This is a genomic window from Streptomyces sp. NBC_01471 (genome assembly GCF_041438865.1).
In the GTDB taxonomy this organism is placed as follows: domain Bacteria; phylum Actinomycetota; class Actinomycetes; order Streptomycetales; family Streptomycetaceae; genus Streptomyces.
In genome coordinates, this window is sequence record NZ_CP109450.1 from 4,066,346 (window position 1) to 4,086,018 (window position 19,673).

At 71.0% G+C, this 19,673-nt stretch carries 16 protein-coding genes; 9 read left to right on the top strand and 7 right to left on the bottom strand.

Annotated features, from left to right (window positions below):
- Positions 1 to 5 precede the first annotated feature (5 nt).
- Both OG285_RS17910 and OG285_RS17915 read right to left on the bottom strand, forming a co-directional pair.
- A complete protein-coding gene (locus OG285_RS17910; RefSeq protein ID WP_371791531.1) occupies positions 6 to 815 on the bottom strand; it encodes an isocitrate lyase/phosphoenolpyruvate mutase family protein in 810 nt (269 codons plus the stop codon).
- Between the two features lie 140 nt (positions 816 to 955).
- Complete coding sequence (locus OG285_RS17915; RefSeq protein WP_356835015.1) at positions 956 to 1,444, bottom strand: MarR family transcriptional regulator; 489 nt, start codon at positions 1,442 to 1,444, stop codon at positions 956 to 958.
- Positions 1,445 to 1,656: 212 nt separating this feature from the next.
- Here OG285_RS17915 and OG285_RS17920 point away from each other — a divergent pair, with 212 nt between their 5' ends.
- Positions 1,657 to 3,081: an MFS transporter gene (locus OG285_RS17920; RefSeq protein ID WP_371791532.1), complete on the top strand. Its 1,425-nt coding sequence runs from the start codon at positions 1,657 to 1,659 to the stop codon at positions 3,079 to 3,081.
- Between the two features lie 104 nt (positions 3,082 to 3,185).
- Here OG285_RS17920 and OG285_RS17925 read toward each other — a convergent pair whose 3' ends face one another.
- Both OG285_RS17925 and OG285_RS17930 read right to left on the bottom strand, forming a co-directional pair.
- Positions 3,186 to 4,079: a phosphorothioated DNA-binding restriction endonuclease gene (locus tag OG285_RS17925; protein ID WP_371791533.1), complete on the bottom strand. Its 894-nt coding sequence runs from the start codon at positions 4,077 to 4,079 to the stop codon at positions 3,186 to 3,188.
- Positions 4,080 to 4,378: 299 nt separating this feature from the next.
- Complete coding sequence (locus OG285_RS17930) at positions 4,379 to 5,440, bottom strand: hypothetical protein (RefSeq protein WP_371791534.1); 1,062 nt, start codon at positions 5,438 to 5,440, stop codon at positions 4,379 to 4,381.
- A gap of 122 nt (positions 5,441 to 5,562) precedes the next feature.
- Between OG285_RS17930 and OG285_RS17935 the strand changes: the two genes are divergently transcribed.
- Entirely contained in the window at positions 5,563 to 6,762 is a 1,200-nt protein-coding gene (locus OG285_RS17935) for a cytochrome P450 (protein WP_371791535.1), read from the top strand.
- 107 nt (positions 6,763 to 6,869) lie between these two features.
- On the opposite strand, the gene OG285_RS17940 is transcribed toward OG285_RS17935, so the two are convergent.
- Positions 6,870 to 8,090 carry a metallophosphoesterase gene (locus tag OG285_RS17940; RefSeq protein ID WP_371793561.1) on the bottom strand — a complete coding sequence of 407 codons (1,221 nt, stop codon included), beginning with the start codon at positions 8,088 to 8,090 and terminating at the stop codon, positions 6,870 to 6,872.
- Positions 8,091 to 8,526: 436 nt separating this feature from the next.
- On the opposite strand from OG285_RS17940, the gene OG285_RS17945 reads away from it, so the two are divergent.
- On the top strand, positions 8,527 to 9,120 hold the full coding sequence (locus OG285_RS17945) for a snapalysin family zinc-dependent metalloprotease (protein ID WP_371791536.1): 594 nt from the start codon (positions 8,527 to 8,529) through the stop codon (positions 9,118 to 9,120).
- Positions 9,121 to 9,365: 245 nt separating this feature from the next.
- Here OG285_RS17945 and OG285_RS17950 read toward each other — a convergent pair whose 3' ends face one another.
- A complete protein-coding gene (locus OG285_RS17950) occupies positions 9,366 to 10,124 on the bottom strand; it encodes a trypsin-like serine protease (protein ID WP_371791537.1) in 759 nt (252 codons plus the stop codon).
- Positions 10,125 to 10,594: 470 nt separating this feature from the next.
- Between OG285_RS17950 and OG285_RS17955 the strand changes: the two genes are divergently transcribed.
- A complete protein-coding gene (locus tag OG285_RS17955; RefSeq protein ID WP_371791538.1) occupies positions 10,595 to 11,239 on the top strand; it encodes a response regulator in 645 nt (214 codons plus the stop codon).
- 106 nt (positions 11,240 to 11,345) lie between these two features.
- On the opposite strand, the gene OG285_RS17960 is transcribed toward OG285_RS17955, so the two are convergent.
- Positions 11,346 to 12,785, bottom strand: coding sequence for a sensor histidine kinase (locus OG285_RS17960; RefSeq protein WP_371791539.1), 1,440 nt, complete (start codon positions 12,783 to 12,785; stop codon positions 11,346 to 11,348).
- Positions 12,786 to 13,186: 401 nt separating this feature from the next.
- Between OG285_RS17960 and OG285_RS17965 the strand changes: the two genes are divergently transcribed.
- The 5 genes from OG285_RS17965 (at position 13,187) to OG285_RS17985 (ending at position 19,466) form a co-directional block, all read left to right on the top strand.
- Positions 13,187 to 14,449: a ricin-type beta-trefoil lectin domain protein gene (locus OG285_RS17965; protein WP_371791540.1), complete on the top strand. Its 1,263-nt coding sequence runs from the start codon at positions 13,187 to 13,189 to the stop codon at positions 14,447 to 14,449.
- 298 nt (positions 14,450 to 14,747) lie between these two features.
- Entirely contained in the window at positions 14,748 to 15,014 is a 267-nt protein-coding gene (locus OG285_RS17970) for a hypothetical protein (RefSeq protein WP_371791541.1), read from the top strand.
- A 237-nt stretch (positions 15,015 to 15,251) separates the two neighbouring features.
- Complete coding sequence (locus OG285_RS17975) at positions 15,252 to 16,742, top strand: hypothetical protein (RefSeq protein WP_371791542.1); 1,491 nt, start codon at positions 15,252 to 15,254, stop codon at positions 16,740 to 16,742.
- A 130-nt stretch (positions 16,743 to 16,872) separates the two neighbouring features.
- Complete coding sequence (locus tag OG285_RS17980; protein ID WP_371791543.1) at positions 16,873 to 18,129, top strand: AAA family ATPase; 1,257 nt, start codon at positions 16,873 to 16,875, stop codon at positions 18,127 to 18,129.
- A gap of 131 nt (positions 18,130 to 18,260) precedes the next feature.
- The gene (locus OG285_RS17985; protein ID WP_371791544.1) at positions 18,261 to 19,466 is read left to right on the top strand and encodes a VWA-like domain-containing protein; all 1,206 of its coding nucleotides are present in this window, start codon (positions 18,261 to 18,263) and stop codon (positions 19,464 to 19,466) included.
- The last annotated feature ends 207 nt before the right edge of the window (positions 19,467 to 19,673 follow it).

Below are 19,673 nucleotides of genomic sequence, written 5' to 3' on the forward strand. Positions count from 1 at the left end.
GCCGCTCAGGTGTCGGTGCCGCCGAACTGTTCGGAGAGCGCCTGCGCCTCCGCGTACGAGGGGATGCCCGAGGTCCCGGCGGGGAGCGCCGTGCTGTCTGCCACCGCTCTGGCGGTATGGACCGCTGCGTGCAGGGCCGCCCGGAACAGCAGGGAACCGCAGCTGATCCGGCGTACTCCCAGTGCGGCGAGCCCCTCGGCGGAGGGCCCGCCGGGTGACACCAGGATGTTGAGCGGGACGGCGAGGTCCCGGATCAGTGCGCTGAGGGCGTGTCCGTCCTGGAGGCCCGGGACGAACAGGCCGTCGGCGCCCGCGCGTTGGTAGGCGTCCGCCCGGCGTGCGGTCTCCTCCGTGTGGCCGGGGAGCCAGTACGTGTCCGTACGGGCGTTCACGAAGAGCTCGGGCGCCGCGTCCTTCACGGCCCGGATGACCTCGCACTGCCGGTCCAGATCGGCGAGGGTGCCATCGGTCCGCCCGTCCTCGATGTTGACGCCGACGACGCCCGCGTCCGCCAACTCGGCGGCGAGCCGCCCGACTTCGTCCGGGTCGGCGCTGAAGCCGCCTTCGATGTCCACGCTGATCAGGGCATCCATCCGGACGAGCCCCAGTGCGAGCCGCACGGTCTCCGCACGGGCGTCACCGGTCGCGTCCGGCTTCCCCGCAGCCGCGGCGACCCCGAGGCTGGTCGTCCCGATGGCGCGGAACCCGGCCTCGGCGAGGGCGGCCGCCGATGCGTGGTCCCAGGCGTTGGGCAGGACGAGCGGACCCTCGGCGGTGGGCAGGTGCAGGGCGCGGAACTCTTCGAAGGGGCTCATCGGACGCTTCCTTCTGCCGGGTGCGGGCGGGGGCGGATGAGATATGGGTCGTCTCCACCGTAGGCCCCCGGCGGTACAGCCGTGGGCCCTGGCGGCGGTGCTGCCGGGTCCGGTGCTGATGCGCGGTGGGGCGGCGTGGGTCAGGTCTTGATCGCCTCGTCGTAGACGCCGACGATCCGCCGCAGGAAGGCCGCCACGGCGGCCTGTTCCTCGGGCGTCAGCGCTTCGGCGGCGGCGGTGACGCCCTCGATGAGCGGGGCGACGTGCTCGTAGGCCGTCGCTTCCCAGTGGTCGGCCGGGGTGATGATCACCTTGCGGCGGTCGGTGGGGTGGGGCTGCCGGGTGACATGCCCCCCGGCCGCGAGCCGGTCGATCACGAGCGTCGTCGCGGCGGTCGACGCGTCCAGGCGCCGGGCGAGGTCGGTGGGGGTGGTCGGGCCGACGTGGACGAGATGGTCCATGACCGCGAGTCCGGCCGGGTCCACCTGGAGCCGGCGGCTCAGATACCGCTCGAAGCGCTGCTGGTTGAGCGTCAGGAGCCGCAGCTGGTCACGGATGGCACCGCCCGCTCCGGCCCCGGAAACAGGTGCGGCTTCGGGGGCGGCGGGGGCAGGCGGTTTGACGTCCATGGGAAGGAGGATACTCTCGGTATTGCTAATAAAATTGGTAATCAAGAGTATGAGGCATAATGAATCCTGTCCCGGCAGGCCAGCACCCGGCAGACCGGTCGCGGTCATCAACACCACCGACACCACCGACATCCGCACCACCGCCGTCGACCCCCTCGCCGACACCTGAACCGTCGGCTCCCTACCGGTGGCGGTGGCTGATCCTGGTGGTGATGCTCGTCGCGGAGATCATGGATCTGCTGGACGCGTCGATCGTCAACGTGGCCGGGCCCGCCCTGGAGAAGTCGCTCGGTGCGACATCCGTGGGCCTCCAGTGGGTCATCGGCGGTTACGCCCTCACGCTGGGCGCGGGGCTGGTGCTGGGCGGCCGGCTCGGCGACCGGTACGGGCGGCGCCGGATGTTCCTGATCGGCCTGGGAGCGTTCACCGCCGCCTCACTGCTCTGCGCGACCGCGCCGAACATCGGGACGCTGATCACCTTCCGGCTGATCCAGGGTGCGGCCGGGGCGATGCTGCTGCCCCAGGGGCTCGGTCTGCTGCGGGAGAACTTCACGGGCGCCGAACTCACCAAGGTGTTCGGGATCTTCGGCCCCGTTCTGGGGCTCGGCGGCATCGTCGGCCCGGTGCTGGGCGGCGGCATCGTCCAGGGTGACTTCTTCGGTCTCGGCTGGCGGCTGGTGTTCCTGGTGAACGTGCCGATCGGCCTCGTGGCCCTGGCCGTCGCCGCGAAGTTCGTCCCCAGGAAACCGGGCGACCGCGCCGTGGTCGTGGACAGCGTGGGGGCGGCTCTGGTGGCCCTCTCCTGCGCCCTGCTCGTCCTGCCCCTGAACCAGGGCCAGGACGCCGGCTGGCCCCTGTGGACCTGGCTCTGCATGGCCGCTTCGGTGGCCGGGTTCGCGCTCTTCGCCGTGCAGCAGCGACGTACGGCGGCGCATGGACGCGAGCCGCTCGTCACTCCTGCCCTGCTGCGCAAGCCCGCCTTCACAGTCGGACTGGGCGGGATCGCGCTGTTCTTCGGCGGGTTGGTCGGGGTGCAGCTGGTACTGACCCTCTTCCTCCAGATCGGCCAGCGCTTCACGGCAGGAGAGGCCGGTCTCGGCAACCTGCCGCTGGCCCTCGGCACCGCGATCGGCGGCGCGGTCAGCGGAGCCGTACTCGCCGACCGGATCGGCCGGGCCGTTCTGCAGATCGGCCCGCTCGTGCAACTGGGCGGCGCGGCCCTGCTCTGGTACGAACTCGACCACCTCGGCGGCACGTTCTCCATCTGGGACATCACGCCCGGCGTGGTCGTCTGCGGCATCGGGGCCGGTCTGGTCATCGCCGCGCTGTTCAGCTTCATCCTCGCCGCGGTGGACGACGACGAGATCGGTTCGGCGTCCGGTGTGCTGTCGGCGGTGCAGTCGATCGGGGGCTCGATCGGTGTGGCTGTGTTCGGCTCGGTGTTCTTCGCACGGGCCAGGTCCGGCGACTTCACCACCGGCTTCCACCACGCCCTGCTGGTCCAGGGCTGCCTGCTGGTCGCCTTTCTGGCGATCACGCTCCTGCTCCCGAAGAAGGGCAGGCCGGAGGAGTTCGCGACGCCTGCCGAGGACGCGCCGACGCCTGCCGGGGACGTGCGGGAGAGCACAGGGGCGTGAGGACGCGGGCCATGGGCTCCGGACGGCGGGCTGCGGACGGCGGGCTGCGGACGCTACGGGAGTGCGGACCCGTGGCCGTCCCTTGGCCACCCCGGGAACGGCCGTCAGACGGTGGCGGCCGGGCGTGGGGCGCCGTGGAAGACCTGGGCGGTGTGCCAGGAGCGGTGAGCCGCCGCGACGGGCCGGGCGCCCGGTTGCGGTCCGAGGAGCGGACGCCCGGCGAGCGCGATGACGTGCAGGCGGGCGGTGGTGCTGTGCCCGACGAAACGCTGCGACACCAGGATGCGGTGGTCCTCGCCGATGCCCAGGACGCCCTTGTCGAAGAGCTTGTGGTGCAGCGAGCACAGGCACAGCCCGTTCTCGACGTCGTCGGGGCCGTCGAACGCCCACCACCGCACGTGTGCGGCCTCCAGCCCGACCGGCACCGGGCCGATCCTGCCGTCGTAACCACAGAAGGCGCACCGGTACTCGTACGCGGTCAGCACCAGCTCTCTCATCCGCCGGTCGCGCTGGCGCGGCCCCGTCGCGAGCTGTCCGGTCTCGGCCGGCTCCAGCTCCAGGCCGACGGCTTCGCAGAGTTCGGTGTGGAGCGAGGGCGGGAAGTTCAGGTCGAGCAGCACCCGCGCCACGCGTCCGAGCAGCGACGGATCCCCTCTCAGCGCCGCCCGCAGGTCCGGTGCCAGCCGCCCGGAGGCTCCTGCCGCCCGCAGCTCCCGCACCCCGCTGCCGGGACTGCCCGGCCCGCGATCGGTGCGTACCTCCCACACCCCGTCGCTCACGAGGTGGTGGAACGGGTAGGAGGGCGTCGTCCTGTTGGACGGCCCGTACTCGGTCAGCAGCTCCTTGAGATCGTCCTCGACCGCGCTGTACCGCAGCTCGCCGCCGGCATCCTGCTGGAACCGTCCGAGCGCGTAGAGGAAGAGCAGCGGCTTGTGCGGAGCGCGGTTCCCGCTCCTGGTCCACAGCCTCAACTTCGCGGTGCGCTCAAGCCAGTCCATGCCGGGCGATGCTAGTGGGATCCGGCGTGCGCGGGCCTGTCAGGTGTGGGGGAGCCTCCGGTGGGCGCGGCTGATGAACCGGCACTCTTCCGGTGGTGGATACCGTCCGCACAGCGCTGTTGAGGCAGAGTCGAAGAGGAGGAGGACATCCTTCTCCACCCACTAACTGCAGGAGGATCACCAACTGGTCTTCCTGTTTGCCGTGTTGCCAGAGCGCCTGGCACCGGGCGCTGCCCCCGCCCCGCGGGGGCTGTCGCTCTCCGGTCACATCAGCAGGCGGAACATCTGTGCCGCACCCGTCACTGGAGGAACACTGAGTGCTCGTGCCGCGGGTCGGCGGCGCACGTGAAGATGTTCAGCGATCCGCCCCTGCCGACGACGACCTCCGTCGGGTGCTTGATGTCCTGCGGACTGGGGGTCTGGCGGTCCTCCAGCGGGGTCCAGCTGGAGATGATGCCGTCCCATTCGGAGGTGGCGACGGTAAGGAACAGCCGCATGGAGCTGCCGCACGAGCAAGTGGCGCAGGCCGGGCCGGTCACGTTCCACTTCGCGTACCCGCCGACCTTCCAGCCGGCGGCGACGGACAGGTCGTGGTGATACGTGAGGATGGCCCCTTCGGCCTCCTCTTCGGCTTCCTCCTCGTCGTCCCCCGTTTCCTCCCCCGTTTCCTCCTCCGTTTCCTCCTCCAGCTGTGTCTCCCATGCCTCGATGCGCTCCCGCAGATCGCTGTCGAGGTGTTCGACGTACTCGTGCTCCACGACCTGTTCGGGGGCGATGACGCACGGTTCGGGCAGGTATCCGCCGAACCCGACAACCTCGGGGAGCGGAGGAGCGGTCAGGATCTCCTGACACTCCGACGAGCTGCGCCACCGCACATGGACGCCGGGGGCTCCCTGCGGGCCGTGTCCGTCGAAGGGGCACCACAGGACCTGCACGAGGTCGGCGCCCTCCGGGGCCACCAGTCCCGGGACGTCCCGGGTGAAGAGCTGGGCGAGCGGGAGCAGCGGGATCGGGGTGACGTCGGTGCGGTCCGGTACGTGGTGGTCTTCGCGCAGAGTGGCCAGCAGTACGCGGTCCTCGTCGGCCGGGCCGACGCCGGGGTTGCGGGTCCACGCCTCACGCAGCACGGTCCGCTCGCGGTACACGTCGGCGACGCGCCGGCCCCCGTCGCGCGGGTGCGGTTCCCGGCAGACGGGCCAGGGCTCGTCGGCCGGCCACAGGAAGGGGCCGCCGATCGAGCTCTCGTGTGCTGCCGGTGTTCCGGGGCGGGGGTGGAGGCGGGTGCTGGTCGCGCGGTGGGCGGACAGCTCAGGGAAGACTGCCTCGATGTCCAGAGGCCGGGGTGGGGTGGTCCGGGTCATCGCCATCCTTACGGTGCGGTCATCTCGGCGGCCGGCAGATCCGTCCAGGCCGGCAGATCCACCCAGGGTGCGGCTCCGCAGGCGTCATTGACTCTTGCGGGCGCCACCCCCACCCTCCCGGCATGACCGCATCCCGTCAGGCCCCGTTCGCCCCCTGCGCCGGCGAGAGCTGGCGCTCGCCGTGGGAGATGTACGCGACACTGCGCGACGCGCACCCCCTCCACCACGTCACCGACGGCGACTACTGGGTCCTCTCCCGCTACGCGGACGTACTGGCCGCCGCCCGCGACACCGACCGCTACTCCTCCGCCGACGGCCTGACCATCACCTACGGCGAGCGCGAGCGCCTCGGCATCACCGACGCCGCCCCCATGGTGATGCTGGACCCGCCCGAGCACACCGCCTTCCGCCGACTGATCACCCGCGGTTACACACCGCGCCGGGTCGCCGCCATCGAGCCGCACGTGCGTGCTTTCGTCCGGGCCCGCCTGGACCGCATCGCCGATCTCGGCGGCAGCTGCGACATCGTCGCCGAACTCTTCAAACCGCTGCCCAGCTATGTCGTCGGGCGCTATCTCGGCGTCCCCGAACACGACCGCGCCCACTTCGACGGCTGGACCCACGCCATCGTCGAGGCCAATGCGCTGGGCGATCCGCTCACCGCCGCCGAAGCCGTCACCGGCCTCTTCGGATACTTCACCGAGCTGATCGAACGCCGTCGCTCCGAACCCGCCGACGACACCGTCTCCGACCTGGTAGGCCTGATGCCGTCCGGCGACCCCAGCACCCTGCTGCGCATCCTCGGCTTCGCCTTCACGATGGTCGCCGGAGGCAACGACACCACCACCGGCCTGCTCGGCGGCGCCGCCGAACTCCTCACCGCCCACCCCGGCCAACGCCGTGCCCTCCTGGACGACCCCGCCCTGCTCCCCTCCGCCATCGAGGAGTTCCTCCGGCTGACCTCCCCCGTGCAGTGCCTGGCCCGCACCGTCACCGAGGACACCACCCTGCACGGCCGAACCGTCCCCGCCGGCCGCAAGGTTCTCCTCCTCTACGCCGCCGCCAACCGCGACCCACGCGCCTTCGGCCCCACCGCTCACCACCCGGACCTCACCCGCCAGGGCCCCCAGCAGCTCGCCTTCACCCACGGCCCCCACCACTGCCTGGGCGCCTCCGCGGCCCGCCTGGTCTCCCGAACGGCCCTGGAGGAACTCCTCGCCCGCTTCCCGGGCTTCGAGGTCGACGCGGCTGCGGGCACCTTCGCCGACGGCAACTACGTCCGGCGGTACGCGTCCCTGCCGTTCGCTGCGGCCGGGACCTGAGCGATTTCGTACGGAGCCGTTCGCTGCGGCCGGGACCTGAGCGGTTTCGTGCGGATCAACGGGTGGCGATGCCGGAAGCGCCCACCGTGTGGGGCGTCGCCCCGCGGTCAGCTGTCGTCGGCACCCGTGCCCGCCGTGGAGTTCGTGCCGTCCACGGCCGTGTCTCCGGTGCGCTCCCGCGCGGGCGGCTCGTCGCCCGGCCGCAGGGTGAGCAGTGTGATCTCGCTCGGTGCGAAGACCCGGAAGGGCGGCCCCCAGAAGCCGGCGCCCCGGCTGGTGTAGAGCTGCGTGCGCTCGCCGTGCCGGCTCAGACCGTGTACGACCGGCTGATCGAGCCGGACGAGGAAGTTGAACGGCCAGATCTGGCCACCGTGCGTGTGCCCGGAGACCTGGAGGTCGACGCCGGCCGCAGCGGCCTGGCCGACGTACTTGGGCTGGTGGGCGACGAGCAGGACCGGTCGTGCCGGGTCTGCCCCGGCCAGCGCACCGAGCAGGTTCGCACGGTGCCCGGCCAGGCCGGAGGACTCCGCGGTCACGTCGTCCACACCGGCCAGGGTGAGGCGGCCCCCGCCGCGCTCCACCACGACATGGCGGTTGTGCAGCGGTTCCCAGCCCAGTTCCGCCATGCGGTCCAGCCAGCCCTGAGCCTCCCCGAAGTACTCGTGGTTCCCCGTGACGTAGACCTTCGCCAGCCGTGCCCGGATCGTTCCGAGCGGCGCGGACTGCTCCCGGCGCTGGGCGGGGGTGCCGTCGGCGATGTCGCCCGCGTGGACCACGATGTCCGCGTCGAGCGCGTTGACGGCCTCCGCGACCCGCTTCGACCAGCCGGCCCGGTCGATCGGCCCGAAGTGGGTGTCGGCCAGCACCACGACACGGGTGCCGTCCAGACCGCCGCCGAGCCGGGGGACGTGGACGTCCAGTCGCTTCACCCGGGGCACGCGCATGGCCTCGTGGTGTCCCCAGGCCAGCAGTCCGGCCGAGACCACGGCGACGGCCACGGCGATGATCCTGGCCCGCTCGGCGCCGCCGGCGCCGAGCCCGATCAGCACGAGGTGCACCAGGCCGCCCAGCACCGACCAGGTGAACAGCACCCAGATCACCCCGAGGGTGCTGTCCGCGATACGGGCCGCCCGGTCGGCCCGCCGCCGCCCGTGGCCCGCGGCCATGAGGAAGGGGAAGGAGACCAGCCAGCAGGCGAAGACGACCGTGCCGGCGAGGAAGACCGGGAACGGCCAGTCGGCGCCGGAGGCGAAAAGCGTCCACCAGGGCAGGAAGAACAGCATCGCGAGGACGAGGAGGACCACGGCCCCGCCCAGTCGCCGACGCAGGGACCGCGGGGGACGCGGGCTGCCTTCCTCGGACCGGGGCCCGGGTGGCGCGGACTCCGCCCCGTCCCCGGGCGCGGACTCCGCCCCGTCACCGGGCCGCGCCACGGAGGCCGCGACGCCCTCCGGCTCCCCACCGGACGACCGGAGGTCCGACTCCGCCCGGATGGATTCGCTGTCTGCCACTGCGCCGCCTCTCGTGTCCGCTCTCACCCGTCAGTACCCATCGTCCGTCACACGGCGCTCCACGGAACCGTCCGCACCCTGTTGCGGCGTGATGCGGCAGGGCTGCCACGACGTCCATGACGCAACGGAATTGATCACCGCCGCAGTGATCACACTCAACTCCCTTTGCCAATCGCGTACTTGTGGCGCTCACTGATCACGTGGTGCCCTTGTGGCTCACAGGCAACCGATGTCAGGGAGGGGAACGAATCTCATGATCAGGCGAATAGCGGCCGTGGCGGCGCTGATCCCAGCCATGCTGGGCGTTACGTCCGGTGCCGCTTCGGCGCACCCGGCACCCAAGGCGACCGCGGCGGTGGTCACTCTGACCTACGACGCCAGTCGAGCAGGACAGTGGGCGGGCGCGCTCGCGCAAGGTGCCAAGAACTGGAACGCATCGGTACACAACGTGCAACTGAAGCCGGCGAGCTCTCCCAGCTCGGCCAACTTCGTCTATGTGGCGACCAGCGGCTGGCCCCAGACGACCCTCGGGCCGATCGTCCCGGGCGGCAGCAGAGGTCAGGTGCAACTGGGCCAGGAAGCGGTCGACGAGGGCTACGACATGACCCGGATCGCGGCGCACGAAACCGGGCACATCCTCGGGCTGCCGGACGACTACAGCGGCCCGTGCTCGGAGCTGATGTCCGGCCACGGCCCCGGTACGTCGTGCACCAACGCCAAGCCGAGCGCGGCAGAGGTGGCGCAGGTCGACCGGAACTACGCGCAGGGCGCGGCGGCGGTGAGCCCGAAGCAGCACCGGATCGTGATCGACGCCTGGCCCGCACCGGCTCTCGCCGGCGCGCACTGACGGACAAGCCGACACCAGGCAGGACGGCCGTGCAGGGGCCGCCGGGGACACACACGCAGAAGGACCCCGCCACAGCAACGGCGGGGTCCTTCTGCGTACTGCCCGATGAGGGCGACTGCGGAGGATACGAGATCCGAACTCGTGCGGGTCCCCCCACCCGCTCTCCACGTCTTCATCGGGAGCCCGGGGCGGTGCTGGGCGGGGGCGAACGCAACCGCCCTCCAGGTGGGCGGAGTCGTCGCCGATCACTTCGCGGTGGCCCGCTCGATCCATGCGCGGTGGGCCGTCAGGTCGGTGTAGATGCCGGGGCCGGTGGCACACTCCGGGTCGGCGTCGCCGTCGCGGCTGGTTGCCCCGATCAGTTCCCACCGCCCGGGACGGCCCTTGATCTGCGGGCCGCCAGAGTCGAGGATGCACGCCTGCGCGTTCTTGGTGGGGCTGTCGGTGCACAGCTCGTTGGCCGCGTTGTAGTTCTCGCTGCACCGGTCGTCGGGGACGAGCTTGGTGTCCAGTTCCTGGAGACGGATCGGGGGGTTCGGGCAGTCGTTGCCGTCCTCGCAGGTCATTCCCCAGCCGAGGATCCGAGTGTTGGTGCCCACCGGCCCGGATTTCGCGGCCAGTTTGATGGGCTTCGCGTCCACGGGGTGGTCCAGCTTCATGACGGCCACGTCGTTGCGGAACGGCTCGTAGGAGAAGTCCGGGTGTGCGATGACCTTGATGACCTTCGCTTTGGCACCCTTCGTCCGATCGTGGTCGCCGACCCGCACGGAAAGCTGCTGGGGCTTGACGTTCACCGTGCAGTGCCCGGCGGTCACGATCCGGTCCGGTTTGATCAGGGAGGCTCCGCAGTAGTGGTGGCCGTCCTTCTGGATGCTCACCATGAACGGGTACGGAGCGGTGGCATCGTGTCCCCCGATGATCGCTGACGCCGACGGCGCCGCTGCCATGGTGAGCGTGATCGCCCCCGCCACTGCAAACAGTGCTGCCCTGCCGCGCTTGGTCATCTGTCCTCCTGCTGCTCGTTGAAGTCCTCTTGGAGTCTTCGTGGAGTCCTCGTGGAGTCCGCCCGAATTCCTGGATCCGAACACTCACGTCGGACCCGGCCGGACTCGACGACGTCCAGCCTGTCCCGGTCGGAACCCTCGTCGCGTCACTCTTTCCGCCCGGGTGGACTTGCCCGAAAGTCGTACGGCACGCCTGCTGGCTCGTGCTGCGGGACGACCGCGAGGTAGCGGGGAAGCCACCGACGACTCCACCGACGACTCCACCGACGACGGCCGCCGGGGACTCCGGGCGACTGGCCGATGGCGGCGACGCCGCGGAGGCGGATGTCCGTCCCGGATCCGGCTGTGGCTCGACGGGGTGTGGGTACGCGTGACGCGGGCAGGCAGATCACTGCGTGCGGGCAGCACGGGCGACGGCGGCTACCGTGTGCAGGCGGAGTTGCCCGTACGCGGACGAGGTGGTGGCGTGAGTGACCGTCAAGGTAGTCCTCCTCGACGACGAAAAGCTGGTGCGCAAGGGCATCCGGATGATCCTCCACGCCGAGCCGGACATCGAGGTGGTCGCCGAGGGCGATGACGGCTCGGTGGCAGTGGACCTGGTGGCCAGGCACCGCCCGGACGTGGTGCTCACCGACATCCAGATGCCCCGCGTCGGCGGCCTGGAGGTCGCCCGGCAGCTCACCGCGCTGCCCGATCCTCCAGTGGTCGCGGTGCTCACCACCTTCGACGTCGACGAATTCGTCTACGCCGCACTCCGGCACGGCGCGGCGGGGTTCCTGCTCAAAGACACCTCGCCGCGCGAGCTGGCCGACGCGGTACGGGTCCTCGCGCGCGGCGAGGCGATGCTCTCACCGCGCATCACCACCAAGCTGCTGTCCGTCTTCGCCACGAGTGCGGCCGCTTCGCGGGCGCGATCGCGGATGGCGGAGCTGACCGCACGCGAACGCGAGGTCGCCGTGGCAGTCGCCCAGGGCCACAGCAACTCCCGGATCGCCACCGACTTGTCCATGAGCCAGTCCACGGTCAAGGTCCATCTCAGCCGGATCATGACCAAGCTCGACGCAGCCAACCGCACCCAGGTCGCGCTCATCACCCACGACGCCGGACCGATCTGAGCGCCTGACGTGTCGGTGACGTCGCCGAGTGCTGCGGCTCGTCGAACACGGAGTGCGGCGGACGGCGAGGCGGCTGCCCGGCGGAACGCCACGATCTCCGGCAGAGTCAAACTCCGTTTGTGGATGCGCCGTTTGTGGATGAGCCGGTTGTGGAAGCTCCGTTTGTGGAAGTTCCGGGCGCCGAGGTGGGCAGCGCGGCGTCGATCCGGAAGCCGCCGTCACCGGTGGGTCCGGACCCCATGGTGCCTCCGGCCAAGCGGACCCGCTCCATCAGACCGATCAGCCCGTGTCCCCCGCTGGGCAGCAGCGGCTCACCGTCGGCAGTCGGCTCGGGGCGCCTTTCTGGCGGGCCGTTGACGATCTGTACCCGTACGGTTCGCGGGTCGAAGGCGAGGCGAATCTGCGTCGTGGCGCCCGGGGCGTGCTTGTGCACGTTGGTCAGAGCCTCCTGCACGACCCGGTGTGCGGCACGCTCGACCGGTTCTCCCAGCGGCTGCGGCGCGCCCTCGACGAGCACGGTGACGGGCAGCCCGGCGGTCCGGGAGCCCTCGGCCAGCTCGGCGATCCTGTCGACGGCGGCCCCGGGGACAGGCCGCCGCCCGGCCGACGCGGCAGGATCGTGCGGGGCGGTCCCAGACCCACCCTTCGCGGCGTCGCTTCCCGTGGATGCCGGTGGCTCCCCCTCCCCGGTGTCCGGGCCGTTTCTGAGCAGCCCCAGCATCTCGCGGAGTTCGGTGAGCGCGCGCCGGCCGGCCGTCTGAATGATCTGCGCGGTCTCGCCCGTAACCTCCGGGTCGTGGGCGACAGCGCTGAGCGCGTTGGCGTGTACGACGATCAGGCTCACCTGGTGGGAGACCACGTCGTGCATCTCTCCGGCGATGCGCCGGCGCTCCTGCTCCCGCGCGGCCTCGGCGACGAGCCGCTGTTCCCGCTCGGCGCGCTCCGCCCGTTCGACGAGACCGGCGACGACGGCACGCCGTTGGCCCACGTAGAGCCCGAGCAGCAGCGGCACCAGGCAGGAGAAGACAAAGTTCACCGCGAACCAGGTCACCACAGTCCGGAAGCTGGACCACGCTGCCGCATTCCAGGGCGCGAGGGCCACCAGCCCGATACCGGCCGATGCCCAGACGATCCGGCGGCTGTGCGGACCGCGATAGGCACCCTCCGCGTAGTAGGCGAGCGGCGTCACGAAAGCCGAGACCTGGAGGACCTTGGCGAGCAGCCCGATGGCGAGTACCAGTTCGGGCGCCCGGCGCCGTGCGAGCAGCGGCAGTGCGCTCACCGCGGCGATCAGCAGATTCGCCCAGGGAGCGGCCGGTCCCATGGAGGGGTTCTGGGCGCTGATCCACACCGCGAGCAGCAACGCGACGGCCGTCAGCACCAGATCCATGGCGCGCGCGGGCAGGAGGGGCGAGCGGGGTACGGGCCGCGCCACGAGGCTCTGCGCCACGCCCCCGTAGCCGTCGCCGTCGCCGTCGCCGGAGGGCAGGAGTGCCCAGCTGCGCAGCGCGTTCCCCAACTGGCGAGTGCGACTGGTGGTTCTCACCTGGCGAGGATAGGTGGTGCCGGATCATGGCACGTGACCCGAGCTGCAACCCCGTAGCGATATCGGCCCTGTGCTGCCGCCTCCGCCTCCTCCGGCCTCGCGTGCTCCATGCCGCCCCACGGGCCCGCCGAAAGATGGGCGTGCCGGTCATCTTGCCGAACACCTGACCCCTCGACACGCTGTGTCCATGACATGCCTGGGTGTCCGCCCCTGCCGGGACGGGCCGACGTACCTCGGCACCGCACCCCGGTGATGTCCCGTCAGAGGCGGTGTGGACGCGCCGAAAGCGCGCCTATCCCCTCCCATCTCCCATGGAGGTCGGACGAATGCGCTTGAGTCGGGCAAGACGGCGGCGCGGCGGGTGGAAGAGAACGCTCGGGTTGCTCCCTGTCGTCGCCGTCATGGTGGCGACCACCCTCGTCGGTTCGTCGAACGCCGGGGCGACGGTGCCCTCGGCGCCGTCGGGGTTCACCCTCACCTGGAGCGATGACTTCAACGGTGCCTCCGGCACCGGCATCGACCAGAGCCTGTGGAAGTACGACACCGGTGCGGGCAGCACGTTCGGCACCGGTGAGATCGAGACCATGACCAGCAGTACGTCCAACGTCCACTACGACGGCCAGGGCCATCTGGTGCTCCAGGCCCTGCACTCCGGTTCCGACCCGGCGAGCGGCTGGACGTCCGGACGCGTGGAGACCCAGGCGGCGGCCTTCGGAGCTCCGGCCGGCGGCGTCGTACGCATGGAGTCCGTCCTCCAGCAGCCCAACGTCACCACCGCCAACGGCGCGGGCTACTGGCCGGCGTTCTGGATGCTCGGCTCGACGCTGCGGTCCGGCGTGACCTGGCCGAGGTCCGGTGAGGTCGACATCATGGAGGACATCAACGGCCGCAGCTCCGATTTCAGCACCATCCACTGCGGCGTGAACCCGGGCGGCCCGTGCAACGAGTCGACCGGCATCGGCTCCGGCGAGCGTGCCTGTGCGGGCTGCCAGACCGGCTTCCACGACTACGCGGTGGAGATCGACCGCTCGGTTTCGCCGGAGCAGGTCCGGTTCTACCTCGACGGGACCAATTTCTTCACCGTCAAGGCCAACCAGGTCGATGCGACCACCTGGGCCGACGCGATCGACCACCCCTTCTTCATCATCTACGACCTGGCGATCGGCGGCGGCTTCCCGGCCGCGTACGGCGGTGGCCCGAACGCGGCCACGGTCTCCGGCGGCAAGCTGGTGATCGACTCGGTGGCCGTGTACAACAAGGCGGCCGGAGGCGGTCCGGTGACCGGCCGGCCGATCACCGGACCGGGCGGCAAGTGCGTGGACGTGGCGGGCGACGACACCGGCGGCGACGGCACCGCGGTCCAGCTCTGGGACTGCCAGGCGGCGGCGAAGGACCAGCACTGGACCTGGAGCGGCCAGACCCTGCGGACCCTCGGCAGGTGCCTGGACATCGCCGGCGGCGTCAACGCCAACGGCACGAAGCTCCAACTGGCCACCTGCAACGGTGGCGGTTACCAGAACTGGGTCGCCAACGCCGACGGTTCCCTCTCCAACCCGACCACGGGCCGCTGCGTCGACTCCCCGTCCGGCGCCACCGCCAACGGCACCCGACTCCAGATCTACGACTGCAACGGCTCGCCCGCCCAGAAGTTCGCCCTGACCTGAGCCTCTCTCCTGGTACGCCGAAGGGCCCCACCGCGAACGGTGGGGCCCTTCGACATCGTGCCCGGTGAGGGCAACTGCGGAGGATACGAGATTCGAACTCGTGAGGGGTTGCCCCCAACACGCTTTCCAAATGTTCGTCCGGGGGTTCGGAGGTGGCCGGAAGCGTCAACACCTGCGGCGGAGCTGAGGTGGGCGGCGTGTCCGAACGCTGCTGTACGCCGGTGAATGAGACCAGAACTGAGTCCAGGTCCTTCGATGGTCGCGGTGGATCAGCGCGGTTCGAGACACTCACCCTGACATGCTGGCAGCGGCAGAATCAGGCATTCCGACCGGCGGCGCTGAGGCGCCATTCCAGCACCTGCGGTACTTCGCTGAACTCGACAGCGTGCTCGCCCGCGTAGCGTTTCAGGGCGTCTCGTACCTCGCCGGGCGCCACGCAGAAGAAACCTTTCTGTGCCTGGCGCAGGCGTGTCTTCAGGCCGACCGCGTCCTTGCTGAAGATGAGGGCGTGCACGTCGAAGCGGAAGGGAACGGCAGCCGCGATGCCGTCGCGTTTGGATGGTGAAGGTGGGCTCGTAGTTTCCGTCGATCTTGATGTCCTCGTGGGCCACGGTCTCGTGCAGTCGATTCCACCGGTGACCGAGGAGAAGCGTGAAGATCCTCGGACGGGCGAGGAAGCGTGGCCGGTACCAGCAGCGGTCGAAAGGGACTGACAGACCCTCATCAAGGTGCTTATGATCACGGGGATGAAAAACTACTCCTCGTATGGATCGGGGGAATCATTCGCGAACGGTGAGTGCTGATGGCACTTGACTTCGCGAACACGATTCCCTCCCACCTGTTGATGTGGCAGCGCGTGCGTGAGTACGCCGTGCCGCCGTCCATGATCGAGACTGCGACCGCACGGCGTGCGGTCGGCGATTGGGTGGGGGCCTGTGCCGCCGCTCGGGTCGACCTCGATCTCGATCTGCGCGCCCTGCGCGACCGCCACGGAACTGATCTCGTCATCCGCCTTCGTGCGGATCTGCGTCGGCTGGCCCCGGATCTGCTCCGTTGGCACATGCCCCGGATCGCCCCTGACGGGCGGCTCCGGCCCGGCCTGACCATCTCCCTGGCCCGATACCGGAGTTCCGGAGCAACGCCGCTGCAATTGGTGGTGCGGACATCGCCGGCCTGGGCGGACGCCGGACAGCGGATGTCCCTGTCCCTGTGGGAAGAGTCCGGGATCGGCGCCCGGAGACACCATCCGCACCCGCATCCCAACCGGCGTTTCCGGCTCGACCTGCACCGGCATCTCTGGGACTCCGGGCGGTGCGGCGAACTGACGTGGCGGTGCGGTGCGGGCGGGACGTCGTTCCTGGCGCCGCCCGGTCGGCCCTGCGCGCCGGCCCGGCCGGACGTGCCAGACCTGTCCGATCGGTCCGCTGTCCACGACTGCTCGTGGGCGTCGGCACGGTGGGCCGCCGAGGCCGAGTTGCTGTTGGCGGCCGAGAGCCGCTCTCGCGGGGCTTTCACCGTGCGGCTCGACGCGCGGAGCCGCGCCGTGCTCGAACTCGTCGCCCCCGACGACAGCCACGCCCCGACGATGCGGCCGCTGCGGGAAGCGCTGCCGCCTCAGGAGATTGCGGCGCTTCCGATGCTGCCGGAAGCGGCGGCCCGGGCCCTTCCGGATCTGGAGCTGCTGCGGGCCGGGCTGGTCGTGTCCGATCGGCTGCATCCGCTTGTCGCCTCAGCACTGGCGGTGGCCGACTCGGGGCCGGTGACCCGCTCCGCTCCCCGGCCCAGCGATCCGCACCGGGTGGAATGCCGGGGCGAGATCCACCGAATCGCGCTGCGGGACGGCGCACTTACGGCGGTCGATCACGATCCGGCTCAACTACGCCGTGAGGAGCTGTTGGTGGCGCTCGGCGGGCCCTCGTTGCCCTGCCTGCGAGCGATCGACGCGGTTCACCGCGACCCGGAGGCACTGCCCGCGATCCGGGAGCGGCTCGGCCACGGTGACGTCGCTGGAGCGCTGAACGTGGTCGAGGCGTTGCTCGGTCCTGGTGCGGTCCTGCGGCAAGGGCAACTCCGCGACGAACTGGAGTCGGCTGCGGCCGGCCGCATCGATCACGGGCTCTTCCGCTCGGGACTGGTCGCCGTGCACCCCGCTGCCGGTGCGGTGAGGGGCGAGAACTCCTCCGGCTCGGAGCACGCGAAACCGGGCCATCGGCCCCGGCTCGACCGCCGTACGCCCGCCGTGCTGCGCCTCAAGCGGATCAGTCGGGCACGGCCCCGTACAGGCCTGGCCTGACCCGACTACCGGGCGCTCGCCCGGCCGACTGAACCACCTGCCTCCCGCGCGAGCGCGTTCCGTGCCGCACGACTTCACCACCCCAACGGGGCGGGCCGCCCCGTTCCTCTATCCCACCCAGGTGATGCCCATGACTTCCAGTACTCTTCTGCCCGGAACCGACACCCAGCTCGTGGTCGCCGAGGACCTCTTGGACCTGTTGCGGACCACCACCACCGAACTGCGCCCCGACGAGCAGCTTGAAGCGCTCACCCTGGCTGTCGCGGCTGATCTGCCCGTACTGCTGTGGGGCGAGCCGGGCATCGGCAAAACCGCCGCCCTGACGCAGCTCGCTGCCTCACTCAACCTGCCACTGAAGACCGTGATCGCCAGCGTCCATGAGCCGACCGATTTCTCCGGACTGCCCATCGTCGGCGACGACCCGACGGTGCAGGGGGTGCCGATGGCGCCGCCGCAGTGGGCCGTGGAACTCGTGCGGGCCGGAAAGGGGTTGCTTTTCCTGGACGAACTCTCCACTGCCACACCGGCAGTTCAGGCCGCGCTGCTCCGAGTCGTTCTGGAGCGGAGGGTTGGTGCGCTGCAACTGCCTCCGGGGGTGCGGATCGTAGCCGCCGCCAATCCGCGTGCCTCGGCGGCGGACGGCTGGGAGCTCAGCCCTCCGCTGGCGAACCGGTTCGTGCATCTGTACTGGGTGCACGACCGGGAGGTGGTGGTGCGCGGGCTGGGCGGGATCTGGCCCCGGGCGGAACTGCCCCGGCTGGTGCCGGAGCGACTGGCAGAGGCGGTGGCCTACGCCCGGCGCGCAGTCTGCGGATTCCTGGAAGCTCGGCCGACGCTCATCCATCGGCTGCCGAGCACCGAGACGCGGCGCGGCGGTGCTTGGCCGTCGCCACGGAGTTGGGAGGCAGCGTTGACCTTGCTGGCCTTCGGTACGGCGGCCTCCGCTTCCCGGGAGGTGCTGGCGCTGCTGGTGCGAGGCGCGGTGGGAGACGGGCCAGGGCTCGAACTCCTCGCCCATCTGGACCGGATGGAATTGCCCGACCCGGAGTCGTTGCTGGCCGATCCGGCCTCGGCCGAGCTGCCGGAGCGAGGTGATCTGCGGCAGGCCGCGCTGGAGGCGGTGGTGGCCGCCGTAGGGGCACGGCCGCGGCGGGCACGGTGGGAGGCGGCATGGGCGGTGCTGGTGAGGGCGCTGGAGACCGGCGCCCCGGACCTGCTGGTCGCACCGGCGACCGCGCTGGCCGCGCTGCGGCGCGACGACTGGGAGGTGCCGGAGGCACTGGATCGGTTGGCGGGGGTGATCGGTCTCGTCCGGCTGGCGGATCAGTCGGTGGGGCGGGTTGCGGCGGCGGCCGACGCCGGGCGTACGACGGGGGCGCCGCGATGACGGAAGCCGCGAAGCGCCCGGGGCCGTACCCGATGCCCCGGCCCTCGCCGCCTCGCCCGGCGCGGTCCGCAGTGCTGAGACCGGTGGCCGGCTCGGGCCGACCGCACGGCCGGCCCGGTCTCCCGCTGGACATGGAGAAGCTGCTGGCCGCCAGGCTGCACGCGGTGAAGGTCCGTCCCTACCTGGCCGGCGCACTCTTCGCGCTGCACGTGGTGGAGGACCGGTCGGTGCCGACGATGGCGGTGGACGCGCACTGGCGCTGCTATGTCTCCTCCGGTTTCGTGGCGCGCACTCCGGTGGAGGAACTGGCGGGCGTCTGGGTGCACGAGGTCTCCCACCTGCTCCGGGACCACCACGGGCGGGGCGAGCGGTATGCGCGGGAGTACGGGGAGCGTGGGCCGGGCGAGCGGTTGCGGCGGAACATCGCGGCCGACTTCGAGATCAACGACGACATCTACGGCGACGGTCTGCCCCTACCGGCCGGGGCGGTGTTGCCGTCGCTGCTGCGGCTGCCCGACGGACTGCTGATGGAGGAATACCTCCGGAGGGCGTCGATGTCGGGGCTCGCCGCGGAAGTGGCCTGGCTGGACTGTGGCAGTGGGGCCGACGGACAGCACCGGTCGTGGGAACTGGGACCCGACGGGGCACACGGGCTGAGCAAGCAGCAGCGGGACGCGGTCCGTTTCCGGGTCGCCGAGGGGATCAAGGGCCGTCCGGGCGACGCTCCGGAGGGTTGGCGCCGGTGGGCGGACGAGGCATTTCATCCATCCCAGCCGTGGCGGCAGTTATTGGGGGCGGCGGTCCGCTCCGCGGTGAGCGCGTCGGGACCGGGCGAGGACCACAGTTACCGACGTCCGTCCCGCCGATCGGCCGCTGTTCCCGGGGTGTTGTTGCCGAGCCTGCGCCGCACGCCACCCCGGGTCTGCGTCGTGATCGACACCTCAAGGTCGGTGAGCGATGCGGAGCTGGGAAGTGCGCTGCTGGAGGTGGCCGCGATCTCGCGGTCAGTGGGCGGGCGGCGTGACCTGGTGTCGGTGATCTCCTGTGACGCGGCGGCCGGGGTCGCCGTCCCACTCTGCCGCGCCGAGAGCATCGAACTTGTCGGCGGCGGGGGAACGGATCTGCGCTCCGGTTTCGCCCGCGCGCTCCGCTCCCGGCCGCGCCCGGACGTGATCGTCGCCTTGACGGACGGTCAGACGCCTTGGCCCTCCGCGCAGCCATCCTGCCGCACCGTCGTGGGTCTCTTCCCCCGTCCAGCGAGCGCAGCGGACGAACAGAACCCTGAGTACGCCCCGGACGCCCCGCCACCGTGGGCCCGCGTTGTCACCATCGGCTGAGAAGGCGCAACGGCGCGGCGCCACCACCGGGGATGCTTTGCCGGCCGGGTGTGCGCCCACCCGGCGAAGGGGGACCCGTGACCACCATTGCGGCGGCTGACACAGGGACTGGCCAAGGGCATGGGCGGGGGCGGCCCGCGTCACCCGATCACCGGTGTCGTCGGAGGCGGCATCGAGGTAACGATCAATATCGGCCCGGTCGGCGCG